The sequence below is a fragment of the Varibaculum cambriense DSM 15806 genome (assembly GCF_000420065.1).
Classification (GTDB): domain Bacteria; phylum Actinomycetota; class Actinomycetes; order Actinomycetales; family Actinomycetaceae; genus Varibaculum; species Varibaculum cambriense.
On record NZ_ATUF01000004.1, the window covers coordinates 50108 to 64313 of the forward strand.

At 53.0% G+C, this 14206-nt stretch carries 14 protein-coding genes; 10 read left to right on the top strand and 4 right to left on the bottom strand.

Translation table 11 applies throughout. The features are described from left to right. The first annotated feature begins 63 nt into the window (after positions 1 to 63). A complete protein-coding gene (locus F605_RS0106770; RefSeq protein WP_022865137.1) occupies positions 64 to 822 on the top strand; it encodes a type I 3-dehydroquinate dehydratase in 759 nt (252 codons plus the stop codon). A 1-nt stretch (position 823) separates the two neighbouring features. Next, positions 824 to 1615 (top strand): histidinol-phosphatase, encoded by a 792-nt coding sequence (gene hisN, locus F605_RS0106775; RefSeq protein ID WP_022865138.1) that lies wholly within the window; start codon positions 824 to 826, stop codon positions 1613 to 1615. On the opposite strand, the gene rsgA is transcribed toward hisN, so the two are convergent. The 3 genes from rsgA to F605_RS0106790 are packed head-to-tail and all read right to left on the bottom strand — an operon-like array spanning position 1577 to position 4283. Then, positions 1577 to 2578, bottom strand: coding sequence for a ribosome small subunit-dependent GTPase A (gene rsgA / locus F605_RS0106780; RefSeq protein ID WP_022865139.1), 1002 nt, complete (start codon positions 2576 to 2578; stop codon positions 1577 to 1579). The genes hisN and rsgA overlap by 39 nt on opposite strands. Next, entirely contained in the window at positions 2565 to 3893 is a 1329-nt protein-coding gene (gene aroA / locus F605_RS10335) for a 3-phosphoshikimate 1-carboxyvinyltransferase (RefSeq protein ID WP_022865140.1), read from the bottom strand. Before aroA ends, rsgA begins: the two co-directional genes overlap by 14 nt. Positions 3894 to 3896: 3 nt before the next feature. Further along, positions 3897 to 4283 (bottom strand): hypothetical protein, encoded by a 387-nt coding sequence (locus F605_RS0106790; RefSeq protein ID WP_022865141.1) that lies wholly within the window; start codon positions 4281 to 4283, stop codon positions 3897 to 3899. Positions 4284 to 4377: 94 nt separating this feature from the next. On the opposite strand from F605_RS0106790, the gene F605_RS0106795 reads away from it, so the two are divergent. From F605_RS0106795 to F605_RS11615, 3 genes are all read left to right on the top strand, one after another. Further along, a complete protein-coding gene (locus tag F605_RS0106795; protein WP_081639168.1) occupies positions 4378 to 5076 on the top strand; it encodes a sigma-70 family RNA polymerase sigma factor in 699 nt (232 codons plus the stop codon). After that, positions 5076 to 5363 (top strand): hypothetical protein, encoded by a 288-nt coding sequence (locus F605_RS0106800; protein WP_022865143.1) that lies wholly within the window; start codon positions 5076 to 5078, stop codon positions 5361 to 5363. Before F605_RS0106795 ends, F605_RS0106800 begins: the two co-directional genes overlap by 1 nt. A gap of 121 nt (positions 5364 to 5484) precedes the next feature. Beyond that, positions 5485 to 5559: a 50S ribosomal protein bL37 gene (locus tag F605_RS11615; protein ID WP_373277209.1), complete on the top strand. Its 75-nt coding sequence runs from the start codon at positions 5485 to 5487 to the stop codon at positions 5557 to 5559. Between the two features lie 88 nt (positions 5560 to 5647). Here F605_RS11615 and F605_RS0106805 read toward each other — a convergent pair whose 3' ends face one another. Then, on the bottom strand, positions 5648 to 9376 hold the full coding sequence (locus F605_RS0106805; RefSeq protein WP_022865144.1) for a multifunctional oxoglutarate decarboxylase/oxoglutarate dehydrogenase thiamine pyrophosphate-binding subunit/dihydrolipoyllysine-residue succinyltransferase subunit: 3729 nt from the start codon (positions 9374 to 9376) through the stop codon (positions 5648 to 5650). 234 nt (positions 9377 to 9610) lie between these two features. On the opposite strand from F605_RS0106805, the gene F605_RS10340 reads away from it, so the two are divergent. From F605_RS10340 to F605_RS0106830, 5 genes are all read left to right on the top strand, one after another. Next, positions 9611 to 10969 carry a hemolysin family protein gene (locus F605_RS10340; protein WP_051132138.1) on the top strand — a complete coding sequence of 453 codons (1359 nt, stop codon included), beginning with the start codon at positions 9611 to 9613 and terminating at the stop codon, positions 10967 to 10969. After that, entirely contained in the window at positions 10962 to 12002 is a 1041-nt protein-coding gene (locus F605_RS0106815) for a hemolysin family protein (RefSeq protein ID WP_022865146.1), read from the top strand. The genes F605_RS10340 and F605_RS0106815 overlap by 8 nt, the downstream gene beginning before the upstream one ends. Before the next feature lie 94 nt (positions 12003 to 12096). Continuing rightward, positions 12097 to 12918, top strand: a complete 822-nt coding sequence (locus F605_RS11075) for a M23 family metallopeptidase (protein WP_022865147.1) — start codon at positions 12097 to 12099, stop codon at positions 12916 to 12918. Continuing rightward, positions 12909 to 13634 (top strand): glycerophosphodiester phosphodiesterase family protein, encoded by a 726-nt coding sequence (locus tag F605_RS10350; RefSeq protein ID WP_022865148.1) that lies wholly within the window; start codon positions 12909 to 12911, stop codon positions 13632 to 13634. The genes F605_RS11075 and F605_RS10350 overlap by 10 nt, the downstream gene beginning before the upstream one ends. 27 nt (positions 13635 to 13661) lie before the next feature. Beyond that, entirely contained in the window at positions 13662 to 14111 is a 450-nt protein-coding gene (locus tag F605_RS0106830) for a ribose-5-phosphate isomerase (RefSeq protein WP_022865149.1), read from the top strand. Positions 14112 to 14206 lie beyond the last annotated feature (95 nt).

Below are 14206 nucleotides of genomic sequence, written 5' to 3' on the forward strand. Positions count from 1 at the left end.
CTAGGCACCGGGGATGTCAGGTGCGATATGTTTGAGCTAGTAAGACTTCCAGGAGGCAAACCGATGGAACCAGGCTCACTGTTTTCCCCGGGGCGACCGGCACTAATTGTTCCGCTGACCGGTACAAATCAAGTCGAACTGCGGGGGCAGATTTCCCGAATTCCCCAGGCAGCCGATCTGGTCGAGTGGCGATTGGATCTGCTCCGTGAATACCACAACCCCGCCTACTTGCGGGAAATTGTGGAGGCCGTGGCTCCGGTTATCAAACTCCCGTGGCTAGCTACCTGCCGCAGCAAACATCAGGGGGGAGGCTCGCAGATGGTGCCTACCCACCAGTTTGAAACTATGAAGATGCTGGTAAAGGCGGGAGCCAGCGCCCTCGATATTGAGGATGATTTTTCTTTGGCAACTGAGGCTTTAGCTTATGCTCATGACCTGGGGGTAGTGAGTGTGCTTTCTCGGCATTATTTTGCGGCCGCAGAAGCCGAAAAGATGGATCGCGAAAGCATCTATAACTGGTTAGCCGCCGCCCATGAACGCGGGGCGCAGGTGGCAAAACTGGCTCTTACCATCACCAGCACGCAGCATCTGCTAGCCGTTTTTACCGCCATGGAAAACTATTACCGGGACACTGCTGGTAAGCGCCCATTTCTCGTTGCAGGTATGGGGCCACTTGGTACCGCCAGTCGTCTGGTAGGGGGAGTATTCGGTAACTGTGCAACTTTCGCGGTGCTCCCAGGAGCGGAACCCAGCGCCCCGGGACAAGTAACAGCCGCTTTGCAAGCAGAAGTTCTATCCGCTCTCGGAAAGGAAGAATCATAATATGAGGAATATTGGTGAGGACGTAGGCCTGCTACTAGAAATCGCAGACCAGGTAGATCAGTACACGCTAACGCATTTTACCCAGCGTGACTACCAGGTGTATGAAAAAGCTGATCTAACCCCAGTATCTGATATTGATCGCGGTGCCGAACAGATGATTCGGCAGGCGTTAGCGGATGCCCGCCCTGATGACCTGATTTATGGGGAAGAATACGGGGGGAGCGCCGCCGAAGCTACCCAAGCTCGCTGGATTATTGATCCCATTGACGGCACCAAAAATTTTGTGCGGGGAGTACCCGTCTGGGCAACCCTAATCGGTTTGGAACTGGATGGAGAAATGGTGGCTTCGGTAGTTAGCGCTCCGGCTTTGGCACGGCGCTGGTGGGCAGGTCGCGGCTTAGGGTCTTGGCGTGCTTTTAATGGGGGAGAGCCGCAAGCTAACCAGGTTTCTAAGATCAGCGAACTCAAAGATGCTTCCCTTAGTTACTCGTCTTTGATCGGTTGGGAAGAACGAGGAAAATTGCCTGCCTTTTTGGAGCTGACCCGAAAAGTATGGCGCACCCGCGCCTATGGGGATTTTTATTCCTATATGTTGGTGGCTGAGGGCGTGGTTGACGTCGCGGCCGAACCAGAACTAGAAATCTATGATATGGCAGCGTTAGTGCCCATCGTAGAGGAAGCTGGAGGGCGTTTTACCTCGCTGGAAGGGAAAAAAGGGTGTGTTGGTCGCAACGCTTTGGCGACTAACTCGCACTTACACCAACGTATTTTGGCTATGTTGGGAGGCAAGTAGACGCCGGAAGGATTCTACCCGCCGCTCTTGGGCGGGATCGGTTTCTTCTAAGCTGCTCAGCTGGCATCCCGGTGAAGACTGCAAATGAGGACACAGTTTCGGACAGCGAGTGGCCACCTCCGCTAGATCGGGGAAAGCGGCCAACAGGTCCTCCTCGCTAATATGAGCTAACCCGAAAGAGCGAATCCCCGGCGTGTCAATCAACCAGCCATCCTGGTAGGGGAGTGCCATTACCGAAGTGGAGGTGTGGCGCCCACGCCCAGTCACTTGGTTAACGTGCCCGGTAGAGCGGGCAGCGTCGGGAATCAAGGTATTCATAAGTGAGGATTTACCTACCCCCGAGTGGCCCACCAGTACGCTGACCCGCCCAGCCAATAGCTCGGCTACCTCATCGAGTCCTTCTCCGCTTTCTATACTGGTTACCACGCTGGGCACCTGCAAGGGTCGGAAAAGTTCTAGCAGCGGCTCTGGTGAGGTCAGATCGGATTTAGTAACCAGTAGTAACGGCTCGATTCCCGCGCAGTAAGCGGCAACTAATAGCCGATCAATCATTCCTGGACGGGGCAAAGGGTCGGCACAGGCGGTAACAATTGCCATTTGATTAGCGTTTGCCACCATGGGCTTTTCTTTCGCCCCGGGACTGTCTTCCGCGGAGCGGGTTAGTTCGGTTTGCCGGGGTAAAACTTCCACAATCCGCGCTAGGGAACCACTTTTCCCACTTAAATCCCCGGTGACCCGTACCTGATCGCCGACTACGATACCGTGCCTGCCTAGGGCTCGGGCTTTTACCCCCACCAATTTGGTGTCTCCCATTTGCACGTGGATCCGACCACGATCTACCGCGAACACAAAAGCAGTGGGACTAGCAGAATAATCTACCTGTTTTTTCGAGCGGCGCGGTTTCGAGCGGGCGGGACGAACTCTAACCCTGGGATCGTCGGTGCCAATATCACGCCGAGCCATTAGCACCAGCCAACATGGTTTCCCAAGTCGCAGTAAAATCCGGAAAAGTTTTAGCTACGCACTTAATATCTGCAATCCGCACCCCGGGAACCTGCAAACCGATCAGGGCAGCAAACATCGCCATCCGATGATCAGCGTAGGTTTGCACTAAATCGCCGTGTAATGGTGACGGAGAAATCCGGAGAGTAGTTTCGCTGGCTTTAGCTTTACCACCCAGGCGTTTAATTTCCGTTTCGAGGGCGGTTAAGCGGTCAGTCTCGTGTCCGCGCAGATGCCCGATCCCGGTAAGTTTTGAAGGCTCCACTGCCAAGGTACACAAGGCAGCCAAGGTGGGAGTTAATTCGCCGATGGCTTCCAAGTCACATTGGGTGCCGCCAATTACCCCATTGCCTTGACAAACCAAGCTGCCTTCGGGAGAGCGATAAATCCGTGCCCCCATAGGAGTCAGTAGTTGCCGCCAAGCATCCCCAGCTTGGAAAGTCTTAGCGGGCCAATGGGGGATACTAACTTGTCCGCCGCAAATCATGGCTGCGGCCAGGAACGGTCCCGCATTAGTTAAATCGGGTTCGATATGGCGCTCGCCGCCCCGTAGGCACGCAGGCCGACAGCGCCACAGATGCCGAATCTGGCGAGTATTCCAATCTCCGGTTTCTCCACCCAGATTTTCGATTTGTCCGCCACAGGCGTTTACTTCCGCTACTGTCATTTCTACGTGACGGATAGAAGGTAAAACCGAGTCGACTTCTATCTGGAGTTCAAAGGGGAGCGCTGGTGAGATTAGCAGCAAGGCAGAAACAAATTGAGAGGAGGAAGAAGCATCTACCTGTAGCTGCTGCAGTTGCTCACTGGCGTTAAGCTGACCGCTAATAGTGAAAGGTAAATGTCCCGGCTTTGGCATATCGCTAAACTGGGCGCCCAGCTTAGTTAAAGCATCTAGCAGACCTTTCATGGGACGGGCACCGGCAGCTTCATCCCCTTGGAAACGTACCGGCCGGCCACTAAGTAGCGCCACTGGAGTTAAGAACCGCATAACCGTCCCTGCCAGACCGCACTCAATAATCCCGGTTTGGGGAGTCAGCTTAGCAGGGGGAGTGATTAGAAGTCCTCCCGCTTGCTCATCTACCTGGGCTCCAAATTCTTGGATACCGGCAATCATCAACTCGGTATCCCGGCAACGCAAAGGGTTGGTTAGTAAAGTTGGTTCTTCCGCTAGTAGCGCTAATACCAGGGCGCGGGCAGTTAAAGATTTAGAGGGCGGAAGCGAGATTACCGCATTTAGTGGGGTGCTTTTGACGGGGGCATTCCAGACACTCAAAGTTTAGTCCTGCCTCGCGGGGAAAATTTCGGAGGTTAAACCAGCATGGAGCGCTAGCCCCTGGGCAATTCTCAAGGCATCAACCTTTCCTGGCTGCCAGCCATTGACAATGGTTGCTGCTCCGTTGGCTAGCACTAAAGCACTGGTAGCTAGGGGAGAACGGCGGGTAGTAGCCATCCGCAAGGCCAAGACGGATACCGCCACTCCGCAAACTTTAGCAATAGTTTTCACATCGCTTTTAGTCAGCGGAGGAAAGCCATTCTTTTCCATTAGCTCTAGGTGATGTTGGGCTAAACGCGCATGCTTATCACTGTTACGTACCGCGTCGATCCCCTCAATAATTAAAGGTGCCGCTATTAGCGCGCGAGAAAGTACATACCTATTAGCCATGTTTCTATTGTTACCTAAGCTGCTGGCTATTTCTAGCTTCTGGGAGTTTAATTACCCAAACTGAGAATCTGAAAACCAAGCTAGAATGGAGTTAATGGAAACTGAAATCCTAGAGACGAACCGGGCAGGCACGGCTGAGTTACCTAAAAAGGTAGACTCTGAGCGCGGACAGCTGCTCGCGGGCGAAAACGGGGAGGAAGCTCTGCCGGCTGCCTTAGCTGCCGGCGATAATAACGTGCCCCTGTCAGAACGTTTCAGTAAGGAAGCCCTGCCGCTGCTAGATCAACTTTATGCAGGAGCACTACGGCTTACTCGCAAACCTGCCGATGCAGAGGACTTGGTACAAGATACCTATATGCAGGCATTCCGTAAGTTTCACCAGTACCAACCAGGTACTAATTTAAAAGCCTGGATGTACCGGATCATGACTAATACCTTTTTAAATCAGTACCGTTTAAAGACCCGCCGTCCGCAAGAGCAAGGATCAGGAGAAATTACTGATCAAGAGCAGGTAGCGCACTCACTGCATCAGGGAGAGGGGATGCCATCTGCCGAGACTACCGCTTTGGAACGACTTCCCAATGAAACCATCCAAGCGGCCTTTGACAAGCTCTCAGATGAGCATCGGGCGGTAGTCTACCTGGCGGATGTGGAACAGTTCAGCTATAAGGAAATATCGCAGATTCTGGGGATTCCTCTGGGTACAGTGATGTCTAGGCTTCATCGAGGACGCAGCCAGCTTAGAGATGAACTGTCAGAATATGCCCGCGAGTACGGAATCGGGGTGAAGTAATGAACGAGCAGCCATGTGGGCGTGATCCCTTTAGACATGCTACGGAAGAGTCCCGGGAGCTTAGTGAGGAAGAGGCACGCCATATTGCCGAATGTCCTTGTTGTCGGAAAATCCTAGAGGGCGAAGCTGCCGGCATCTCCTTGTCTTTGCGGCGCTGCCTGTGTCACGGAACTGTGGCTCCTTCGACCTTACGGACTCGGATTGTGCAGTCTCTGGCGTTATATATGCAAACGGAGGGGCTGCAGATTGCATATGAAGAACAACGCTATCAAGAAGACCAGACCTGAGATTGCCGAAAATCGTGGATGCTTAGGTGGATAATTTTTCCGCCAGCATCGTCAGTTTTCGAAAACGTGGGATTATGTGTAAAACTAGGGACGTTGTTTATTTATTGGGAAGGTGTAAAAGATGTCTAAACGTGGACGTAAACGCAAAAGCCGCCGTACCAGTGCCGCCAATCACGGCAAACGGCCTAACTGCTAAGAACTTTAGCTACCGCTAAATCATCGCGGTAAAAGTTTGGAGGGTGGTGACTTTTCGTCACCACCCTCCAAACTTTTACGGTATCGAACTAGGCGAAAGCCTTCTCCATTAACTCGGCGTTCTCCTCTTTATGCAACTTGGAATTACCAGCTGCCGGTGAGGCGGCTTCGGGTCGGGAAGCTACCTGCAGCGTCTTGCCGATGGCTCCCGGAAGATGCAAAGCCATAAATGGCCAGGGACCCTGGTTTTCGGGTTCATCCTGCACCCAGGTGAGCGGCAGATCTCCCCAGGTGTTCAGAACTTCCTGTAGCTCAGTTGCCGGGAGCGGATATAGCTGCTCTAGGCGAACGATCGCGGTATCGAAACGTTCCCGCTTAGCGCGCTCTTTCACCAAGTCATAGTAGACTCGGCCGCTACACAGCAATACCCGGGACGGCTGGCTTACCCGCTCGTCTACTTCCCCGATAACCGGCTTAAACTCCCCGGAAATGAAATCTTCGACCGGGGAAGCTGCCGCTGCTAAACGCAACAATTGCTTCGGCTCAAAAGCAATCAAAGGTTTCCGTGGCCGCTTATAGGCTTGCGAGCGCAGCATATGGAAGTTATTAGCCGGATTTGAGGGTTGACATACCCACATATTTTCTTGGGCGCACAGTTGCAGGTAACGCTCTATGCGAGCCGAAGAGTGGTCGGGGCCTTGCCCCTCATAACCGTGCGGCAATAGCATTACCACTCCCGAACGTTCATTCCACTTTTGGAAGGAAGAGGAAACAAACTCGTCGGTAACCGCTTGACCACAGTTGGCGAAGTCCCCGAACTGGGCTTCCCACAACACCAAGGTTTCCGGAGACTCCACCGAATAGCCGTACTCGAAAGCTAACGGAGCATACTCGGAAAGGGGAGAGTTGAATGCCTGGAAGGTGGCTTGATTCTCTGTTAAGAAGTTCAGTGGCGTCCATTCGCGCCCATTCTCATAGTCGTGAATTACCGCGTGACGATGGGAGAAAGTACCGCGACGCGAATCTTGCCCGCCGAGACGAACATTGGTGCCTTCCATTACCAGGGAACCATAGGCCAACATTTCACCCATGCCCCAATCAATCTTGCCTTCCCGGGACATGACCTCCCGCTTTTGCAATACCTTCATAATCTTGGGGTGGGGGGTGAAATGCTCTGGCACCCGTACCTGGGATTGGCCGATGCGTTCTACCTCTTCACGAGTGATAGCCGAAGTCCAGCCGATCATCATCCCCTGTCCGGGCTGTTGCGAGGTAGGCATCACCCAGCGGGTGTCCCCGCCCGGATTGGTAGTGTCGTCATGTTCTGCGGCGTCGAATTCTTTCTTTTCCCGGGTTTCCTGGAAAATCTTGTTCAGGTCATCGTGGTATTCCTGCAAAGCCTCTTGGGCTTTTTCTTCGCTTAAATCTCCGCGCCCAATCAAGTTGCGGGTATAAACCTCGCGCGTGGTGGGCAGGCTATCGATTAAGGAATAAAGCACCGGCTGGGTCATGGAGGGGTCATCGCCCTCATTATGTCCGCGCCGACGGTAACAGACCATATCGATGATTACGTCTTTATGGAACTCTTGCCTAAAGTCAAAGGCTAGTTTGGCGGCCTTCACCACGTCTTGTGGGAAATCTCCGTTAACGTGGAAAATCGGAACCTGCAAACCTTTAGCTAAGTCGGTGCAGTAGCGAGTAGAACGCCCCGAGGTAGGCCCGGTAGTAAATCCGATCTGGTTATTTACAATAATGTGCACGGTGCCGCCAGTACGGTAACCGCGCAACTGGGACATGTTCAGGGTTTCTTGGACTACGCCCTCGCCAATGAAGGCGGCATCACCGTGGATAAGAATCGGCATAACCTGGATTTCCGCTTCTTTTCCGCCTCCTAAACGATCCTGCTTAGCGCGAGTGATACCTTCGGTAACTCCATTAGCGGCTTCCAAGTGCGAGGGGTTCGCGGTTAGGGACACCAGCACCCCTTCGCCCTCGTCAGCAGAATAAATCCCCTCTGTTCCCAGGTGGTATTTCACGTCCCCAGACCCCTGGGTCGAGTTCGGATCCAGGTAGCCCTCGAATTCGGAGAAAATCTGGCCATAGGATTTCCCCGCCACATTTGAGAGCACATTTAAACGTCCGCGGTGAGCCATCCCGATAGTGATTTCTTTTACTCCAGTCCGCGAAGCACTGGAAAGCATTTTGTCTAGCAGAGGGATCAGGGATTCAGCGCCCTCTAGCGAGAAGCGTTTTTGTCCCACGTATTTAGTTTGTAGGAAAGTCTCAAAAGCTTCGGCATGGTTGAGCGTGCTGAGCACGTGCATCTGCTCATCTTTCGAAAGCTTCTTTGAGGGTTTTTCAATGCGGTTTTGTACCCAGCGGCGCTGTACGGGATCTTGAATATGCATATATTCAATCCCGATTGCCTGAGTATAGGTGGCACGCAGCTGTTCTAAAAGATCCCGCAAGTTCATAGTGTCGCGGCCAGCAAACCCCCCGGTGGGGAAGACGCGATCCAAATCCCACACGCTCAGTCCATAAGATCCGATAGATAGGTCCGGGTGGCGACGCAGAATCTGCTGTAGCGGATCCGTATTGGCGGCCAGGTGGCCGCGGGATCGGTAAGCATGAATCAGTTCCGCGATCCGGGCAGGTTTACCTTTCTCAGTTACCACGTCATAGCTGAAATCTCGTTCCCATTGATAGGGCTCGTGAGCTACCCCTAAAGTGGAGAACACGCGCTCAAAGAAGCCGTCATGGCCGGTAAGTTTCTGTTCAATAATCCGCAGGAACTCTCCGGAACCGGCACCTTGAATCACGCGGTGATCATAGGTGGAAGTCATGGTCATGATTTGTCCGATACCGGCATTTGCCAGTTGCGAGGGAGAGGCTCCTGCCCATTCGGCCGGGAACGAGGTGGCGCCCACTCCAATAATTGCCCCTTGACCAGTCATTAACCGGGGAACCGATTGTTTTGTTCCCAAGGTTCCGGGATTGGTTAAAGTAACGGTTCCTCCCGCAAAATCAGCAGGTTTTAGAGAACCGGCACGCGCCCTCTTCACTAGATCCTCGTACGCGTCAATGAATTGCCGGAAGTTTAAGGTATCGGCATCGTGGACTACTGGAACCATGAGCGAGCGGGAACCGTCTTCCTTGGGGAGATCGATTGCTAGCCCGAAACCGACATGCGCAAACTTGCGGATGCAGCCGCGGCCATCTTCGTCCTTTTCAAAACGGACGTTCATAGAGGGCATTTCTACTAAAGCCTCAATAATGGCGTAGCCGATTAGGTGAGTAAACGACACTTTACCGCCGGTAGTGGCCGCCAAATGAGTGTTGATTACTTTGCGGTTTTCAATTAGTAGCTTGGCGGGAATTTCCCGGGCGGAAGTAGCGGTAGGAATCTGCAGCGATTCATCCATATTCTTAACTACCGCTTTAGCTACCCCGCGTAGCCGTTCCACTTTATCTTCTTCTTCTACGTCTGAGCGTCCCGGGCCTAGATCGAGGGCAGTTTTCCGGGCGACATAGGGGGAGGTAGGCTCGGAGGCTGCCACTGGAGGGGCGGGCGGCAAATCGGAACGGGTAACGTCCCGGGCACTTATTGCAGACTCGGTACCCTTGACCTTGTGAGGTTGCTTTTCGTGGGGTTCCGCTTCTTTTATCTGCTCATTGCGTGCCTCCAAAGCGGAGAAGTATTCTCTCCAATCTTCGGGAACCGATAGGGGGTCGGCGCAATATTTGTCATAAAGATCATCGATGATCTCCTGGTTGATCGGGCTTACCGACTGATCCACTTGATCTTCCGAATTGGGCATGGCGCTTCCTTTTCTGGGTGGTGACGGAATATCCAATAAAATATTAAGCCTATTTAGTTCGAAAGTCCTAGCGTTTCTCTCGATATTGAGAGAGTTTATGTAGGCTTTACTAATGTTGGTACATTGCTATTAAAATAGCTTACGAATTGCCTACTTGAAGAGGTGTTAGTGGTATGCCCTACCCCCGGTCCGGTGACGGTGGTGTAGTTGCCTGATAGTGTTTATTACCTGTTAATGGTGCTTTTGGGAGTTTTGCTCACGATCGGAACCGCTCTGTTCGTAGCTGCCGAATTCTCTATGCTGGCTCTCGATCCCTCCCAAGTTGAGGGGAGAGTGAAACGTAAAGAAAAGGGAGCTGCTGGCGTCCTTAAAGCTTTGCAGCATTTATCTACCCAGCTTTCGGGGGCACAGGTGGGAATCACCCTCACCACCATTCTGTTGGGATACACGACCCAAAATGCGCTTACCTCTTTGTTTGCGCAATGGTTGCAGGATGTTAAATTAGCGGCCTCGCTGGCCACGGCCATTGCGGTGGTGGTGGCTATGGTGCTAGTCAACGCCTTTTCTATGGTATTTGGAGAGCTGTTCCCTAAGAATTTGGCGTTAGCTAAACCATTCGAAGTTGCGCGGGTAGTGACACCCATGCAACGAGCCTTCACTGTTCTATTTAAACCCGTGATTACGGTTTTAAACGGACTGTCTAACCAGGTAGTTCGTGCTTTGGGGGTGGAACCCTTAGAACAGCTGTCCTCGGCCCGTTCCGCTTCGGAACTGGCGGCTATGGTGCGTCACAGCGCCGAAGCCGGCACTTTAGACTTATCTACCGCCACTATTTTTACCCGCTCTGTGGGGCTAGGCAGACTCTGCGCCCGCGACGTGATGACCGACCGGCGACGGATGGAATCTTTAGAGGCTGGGCAAAGCGCGGAGGACGTGGTGGAGTTATCGCGGCGAACCGGGCATTCGCGATTCCCAGTTCTAGGGGAGGATGCTGATGACGTCCTCGGGCTGGTGCATTTACGTCGGGCAGTGGCGGTTCCTTTTGAAAAAAGAAACAGTGTGCCGGTAACTGCCCAGTCCCTACTAGTGGAGGCGCTGCGGGTTCCCGAAACCGTCAGGCTAGCGCCGCTGCTGGTACAACTGCGGGCAGCTGATCTGCAAATGGCGATTGTGGTTGACGAATATGGAGGCACCTGCGGAATCGTTACTTTAGAGGACGTAGTGGAAGAAATTGTGGGGGAAGTGGCTGACGAACACGACCTGCGTCGGCGCGGTATCCGCCTCGAGGGCGACAATAAATGGCTGGTAGATGGGACATTACGGCCTGATGAAATAGCTGACCGGATTGAGGTATTGCTGCCAGATGATGGCCCCTATGAAACCATTGCCGGCTTGATTCTGGTAATTGCTGGCAAGATTCCCCAGGTGGGGGAGAGCTTTAAGATACGCGGCCACGTCTTGACGGTAGCGAAAATGGATGGGCGTCGAATTGAGAAAGTACTTATCAGTACCGCTGATTCTGCGGAGGCGGCTCCGCTCTCTGGCAAGATAACCGGGCAGGGCCACCATGAGGGCGGTGACCAAGATGTCTGATTGGTTGGCACTGATAGTGGCGGTAGTATTACTGGCCGCAAACGCGTTTTTTGTGGCCGGAGAATTTGCGGTCACCTCGACCCGGCGTTCGCAAATTGAGCCTTTGGCTGCCCAAGGTAAACGGGGAACCACAGCAGCGCTGTGGGCGGTAGAACATGTGTCCTTGGTTTTAGCAGTAACCCAATTGGGTATCACCTTAGCTTCGACAGGGTTGGGGGCGGTAGCCGAGCCGGCGCTAGCGCATTTGATTGCGCGTCCGTTAGATTTCTTCGGAGTCTCTCCCTCACTAACTCACCCCATCGCTTTCATATTTGCGCTGGTAGTGGTGGTGTTTTTACATATTGTTTTAGGGGAAATGATCCCTAAGAATCTTACGGTGGCGGCATCAGTGCGGGTGTGTCTGGTGATTTCTCCGCATCTAGTACGGATTGCTCGGGCAGTGCGTCCTATTGTCCATGCCCTTGATGAGAGTGCTAACTGGTTCGTGAAACTACTGGGGATTACCCCGCGTTCGGAAGTTTCCCAGTCTTTTACCATTGAAGAAGTGGCAGCGATTGTCGCGAAATCTACCGCCGCGGGCACCTTGCGGGATGATTTGGGCTTGCTGTCGGGGTCCCTGGAGTTTTCGAAAGAGGACGTGCGCGCAGCGATGGTTCCGCGTTCGCAACTAGTTACTTTGGATTGGCCGCTGACTGCTGCCGATTTTGAAGCCGAGGTGGCAAAAACTGGGTTTTCTCGTTTCCCGATTAGTGATGAATCCGGGAACTTACAAGGGTATTTGCATCTTAAAGATGTTATTTTTGCCGATTCCAGCGCTGCTCGCCAGGCTCCCTTGGAATCTTGGCGAGTTCGGGTTCTCCCGGAAGTTTCTCCTGATGAAGAAGTAGAGGACGCGTTACGGGTGATGCAAAAAACCGGGGTTCATCTGGCTAAAGTCAATGAAAACGGGCAAACTATCGGGGCTATTTTCTTAGAAGATATTCTGGAAGAATTAGTGGGAGAAGTCCGCGACACTATGCAGCGCGAGAATTAGTGCCCCGCTACCCCCGCTCAGAGGATCTGCTCTGGATAACTCGTTATTAATTCGTTATTATTTCAGGGTTAGTTGTTTTCCGGAGGAAGAGTAAATGGCGGAGTCGGTTACCCGGAGGCGCTCTCGGCGCGTCGAGCGGAGGCGGAGACGACGCTTTCAACGCTACGCTGCGGTTCCTCGGGCGCTGGTGATGCTGGCTTTAGCAGCAGTTACTATTATTGCGCCGCTAACGGGATTCGTGCAGGCTAATAAGCCCGGCTCGATGATTGCCCATGTACTATCTCTACAAACCGAGGGAGAAAGCTGGGCGGGAAGTGCCCACTCTCTCGAGACAGTAGATTCGGAAGAAGGACTGGTTCCCGTACCGGCTGCCGGTACTCGCGCTCGCATCTTAAGTGCGGATCCCCAATGTCAGTTTTCCAATGTGGGATCGGGTAACCGGGCTGCGCAAACGATGTCGAACGAGGGCGCCATTCTCTTTCCTTTGCAGCGAGGGGTCTTTCACCAATCTTCGCCCTTTGGTAATCGTATCCACCCGATATCGGGCATATTGAAACTACATACGGGAACGGATTTTTCGGCTCCCTCCGGTACCCCGATCCATTCCCTAACCGATGGGGTAGTAGATTTTGTCGGTCCCATGGGTGGGGGAGGCAATACGGTGCGGGTTAAGCATATTATCGACGGGGAAGTTGTTTTCTCCCAGTACAAACATATGCTTCCGGGATCCTTTGCGGTAACAGTGGGACAAAAGGTTAAGGCGGGAGATCAGTTGGGGGCAGTGGGCTCTACGGGGAACTCTACCGGCAATCACCTGCACTTTGAGATCATGCCCGGCAATGAAAATAATTTTATTGATCCCGTTCCCTGGCTTGAATCCCACCATTTTCGCTACCTGGGACAAACATGCGAGTAGCTCCCCAGATTATTGCCCATAGAGGCGGAGGCGGAGAAACTCTGGAGAACACCCGGGAATCCATTGGCTACGCGCTTTCCCAAAAGGTAAGCCGCTATGAAACCGATGTCCGTGCTCTTAAAGATGGCACTGTGGTGTTACAGCATGATGCCCAGTTAGCCACCCCTTGGGGTGATTCCCGTACAGTAGGAGAGCTTGATTCCCAGGAATTTTTTGCGCTCCGCGGTCCAGCGGGGGAACATCCGATTTCACTAAAATTCGCCCTCGAAGATTTTCCGACCTTAGCCTATAACGTTGATATCAAAGAGTCTCGCGCCCTGGAAGGATCTTTGCAGGTAGTTAACGCTGCAGATGCCTGGGGGCGAGTAATATTCTCCTCGTTCTCTTCCCAAACTCTCACCGAGTTACGAAAACGCCACCCGGGGGTGCAAACCTGTTTGTCACCAATTGAAGTTGGAAAGGCAGTTCTCGCTGCCCGCAGCGCCAGTAAGCGGCGTTTTGACTCCGTCGCCGCTTTCGCGCAAGTTCCGCTTAAATGGGGAGGAATCACTATTGTTGACCGCATTTTTGTCTCCTGGTGTCATAGCCAAGGAATTAGGGTTGAGCCTTGGACAATTAATGAGGAAACGGAGATGCTGCAGCTAACTGACCTGGGTGTGGATGCCATCATGACTGACTATCCTGCTCTGGCCAAAGCTACGATTTCTGCCCGATAGACAGAGTGATCCTGATAGGGTTGCAGCATGAGAATACACGTTGCATGCGATCACGCCGCATTTGATTTAAAAGAAGCGTTAGTCAATCATCTCCAGGAAAAAGGCCTCGAGGTAATCGATCACGGATCTAAGGAATATGATGCCGAGGACGATTATCCCGACACCTGCATTCCTTGCGCCGAGGCTGTCCTTAAGGATGAAGGATCTCTAGGGGTAGTTCTAGGGGGATCTGGTAACGGTGAACAGATGGCCGCTAACTGCGTTAAGGGGATTCGGGCTGCCTTGGCTTGGAGCCTGGAGACCGCCAAACTGGCGCGGATGCACAACAATGCCCAAATTGTGGCAGTAGGTGCGCGGATGCATGAGATACCGGAGGCTTTAGCGATAATTGATGCGTTTATTGCGGAACCTTTTACCGGGGAGCAGCGACACCAGCGGCGTATCGATTTAATGGCCAAATACGAGCAAGACAACTAGTGGTGTCACCAAGTAGCTAATTACTCCTCCGCCAAGTGGGCGGCGATGAAAAATTTAAATGCTAATAAGGGGCGGGGGTAAGACGCTTAGCGTCT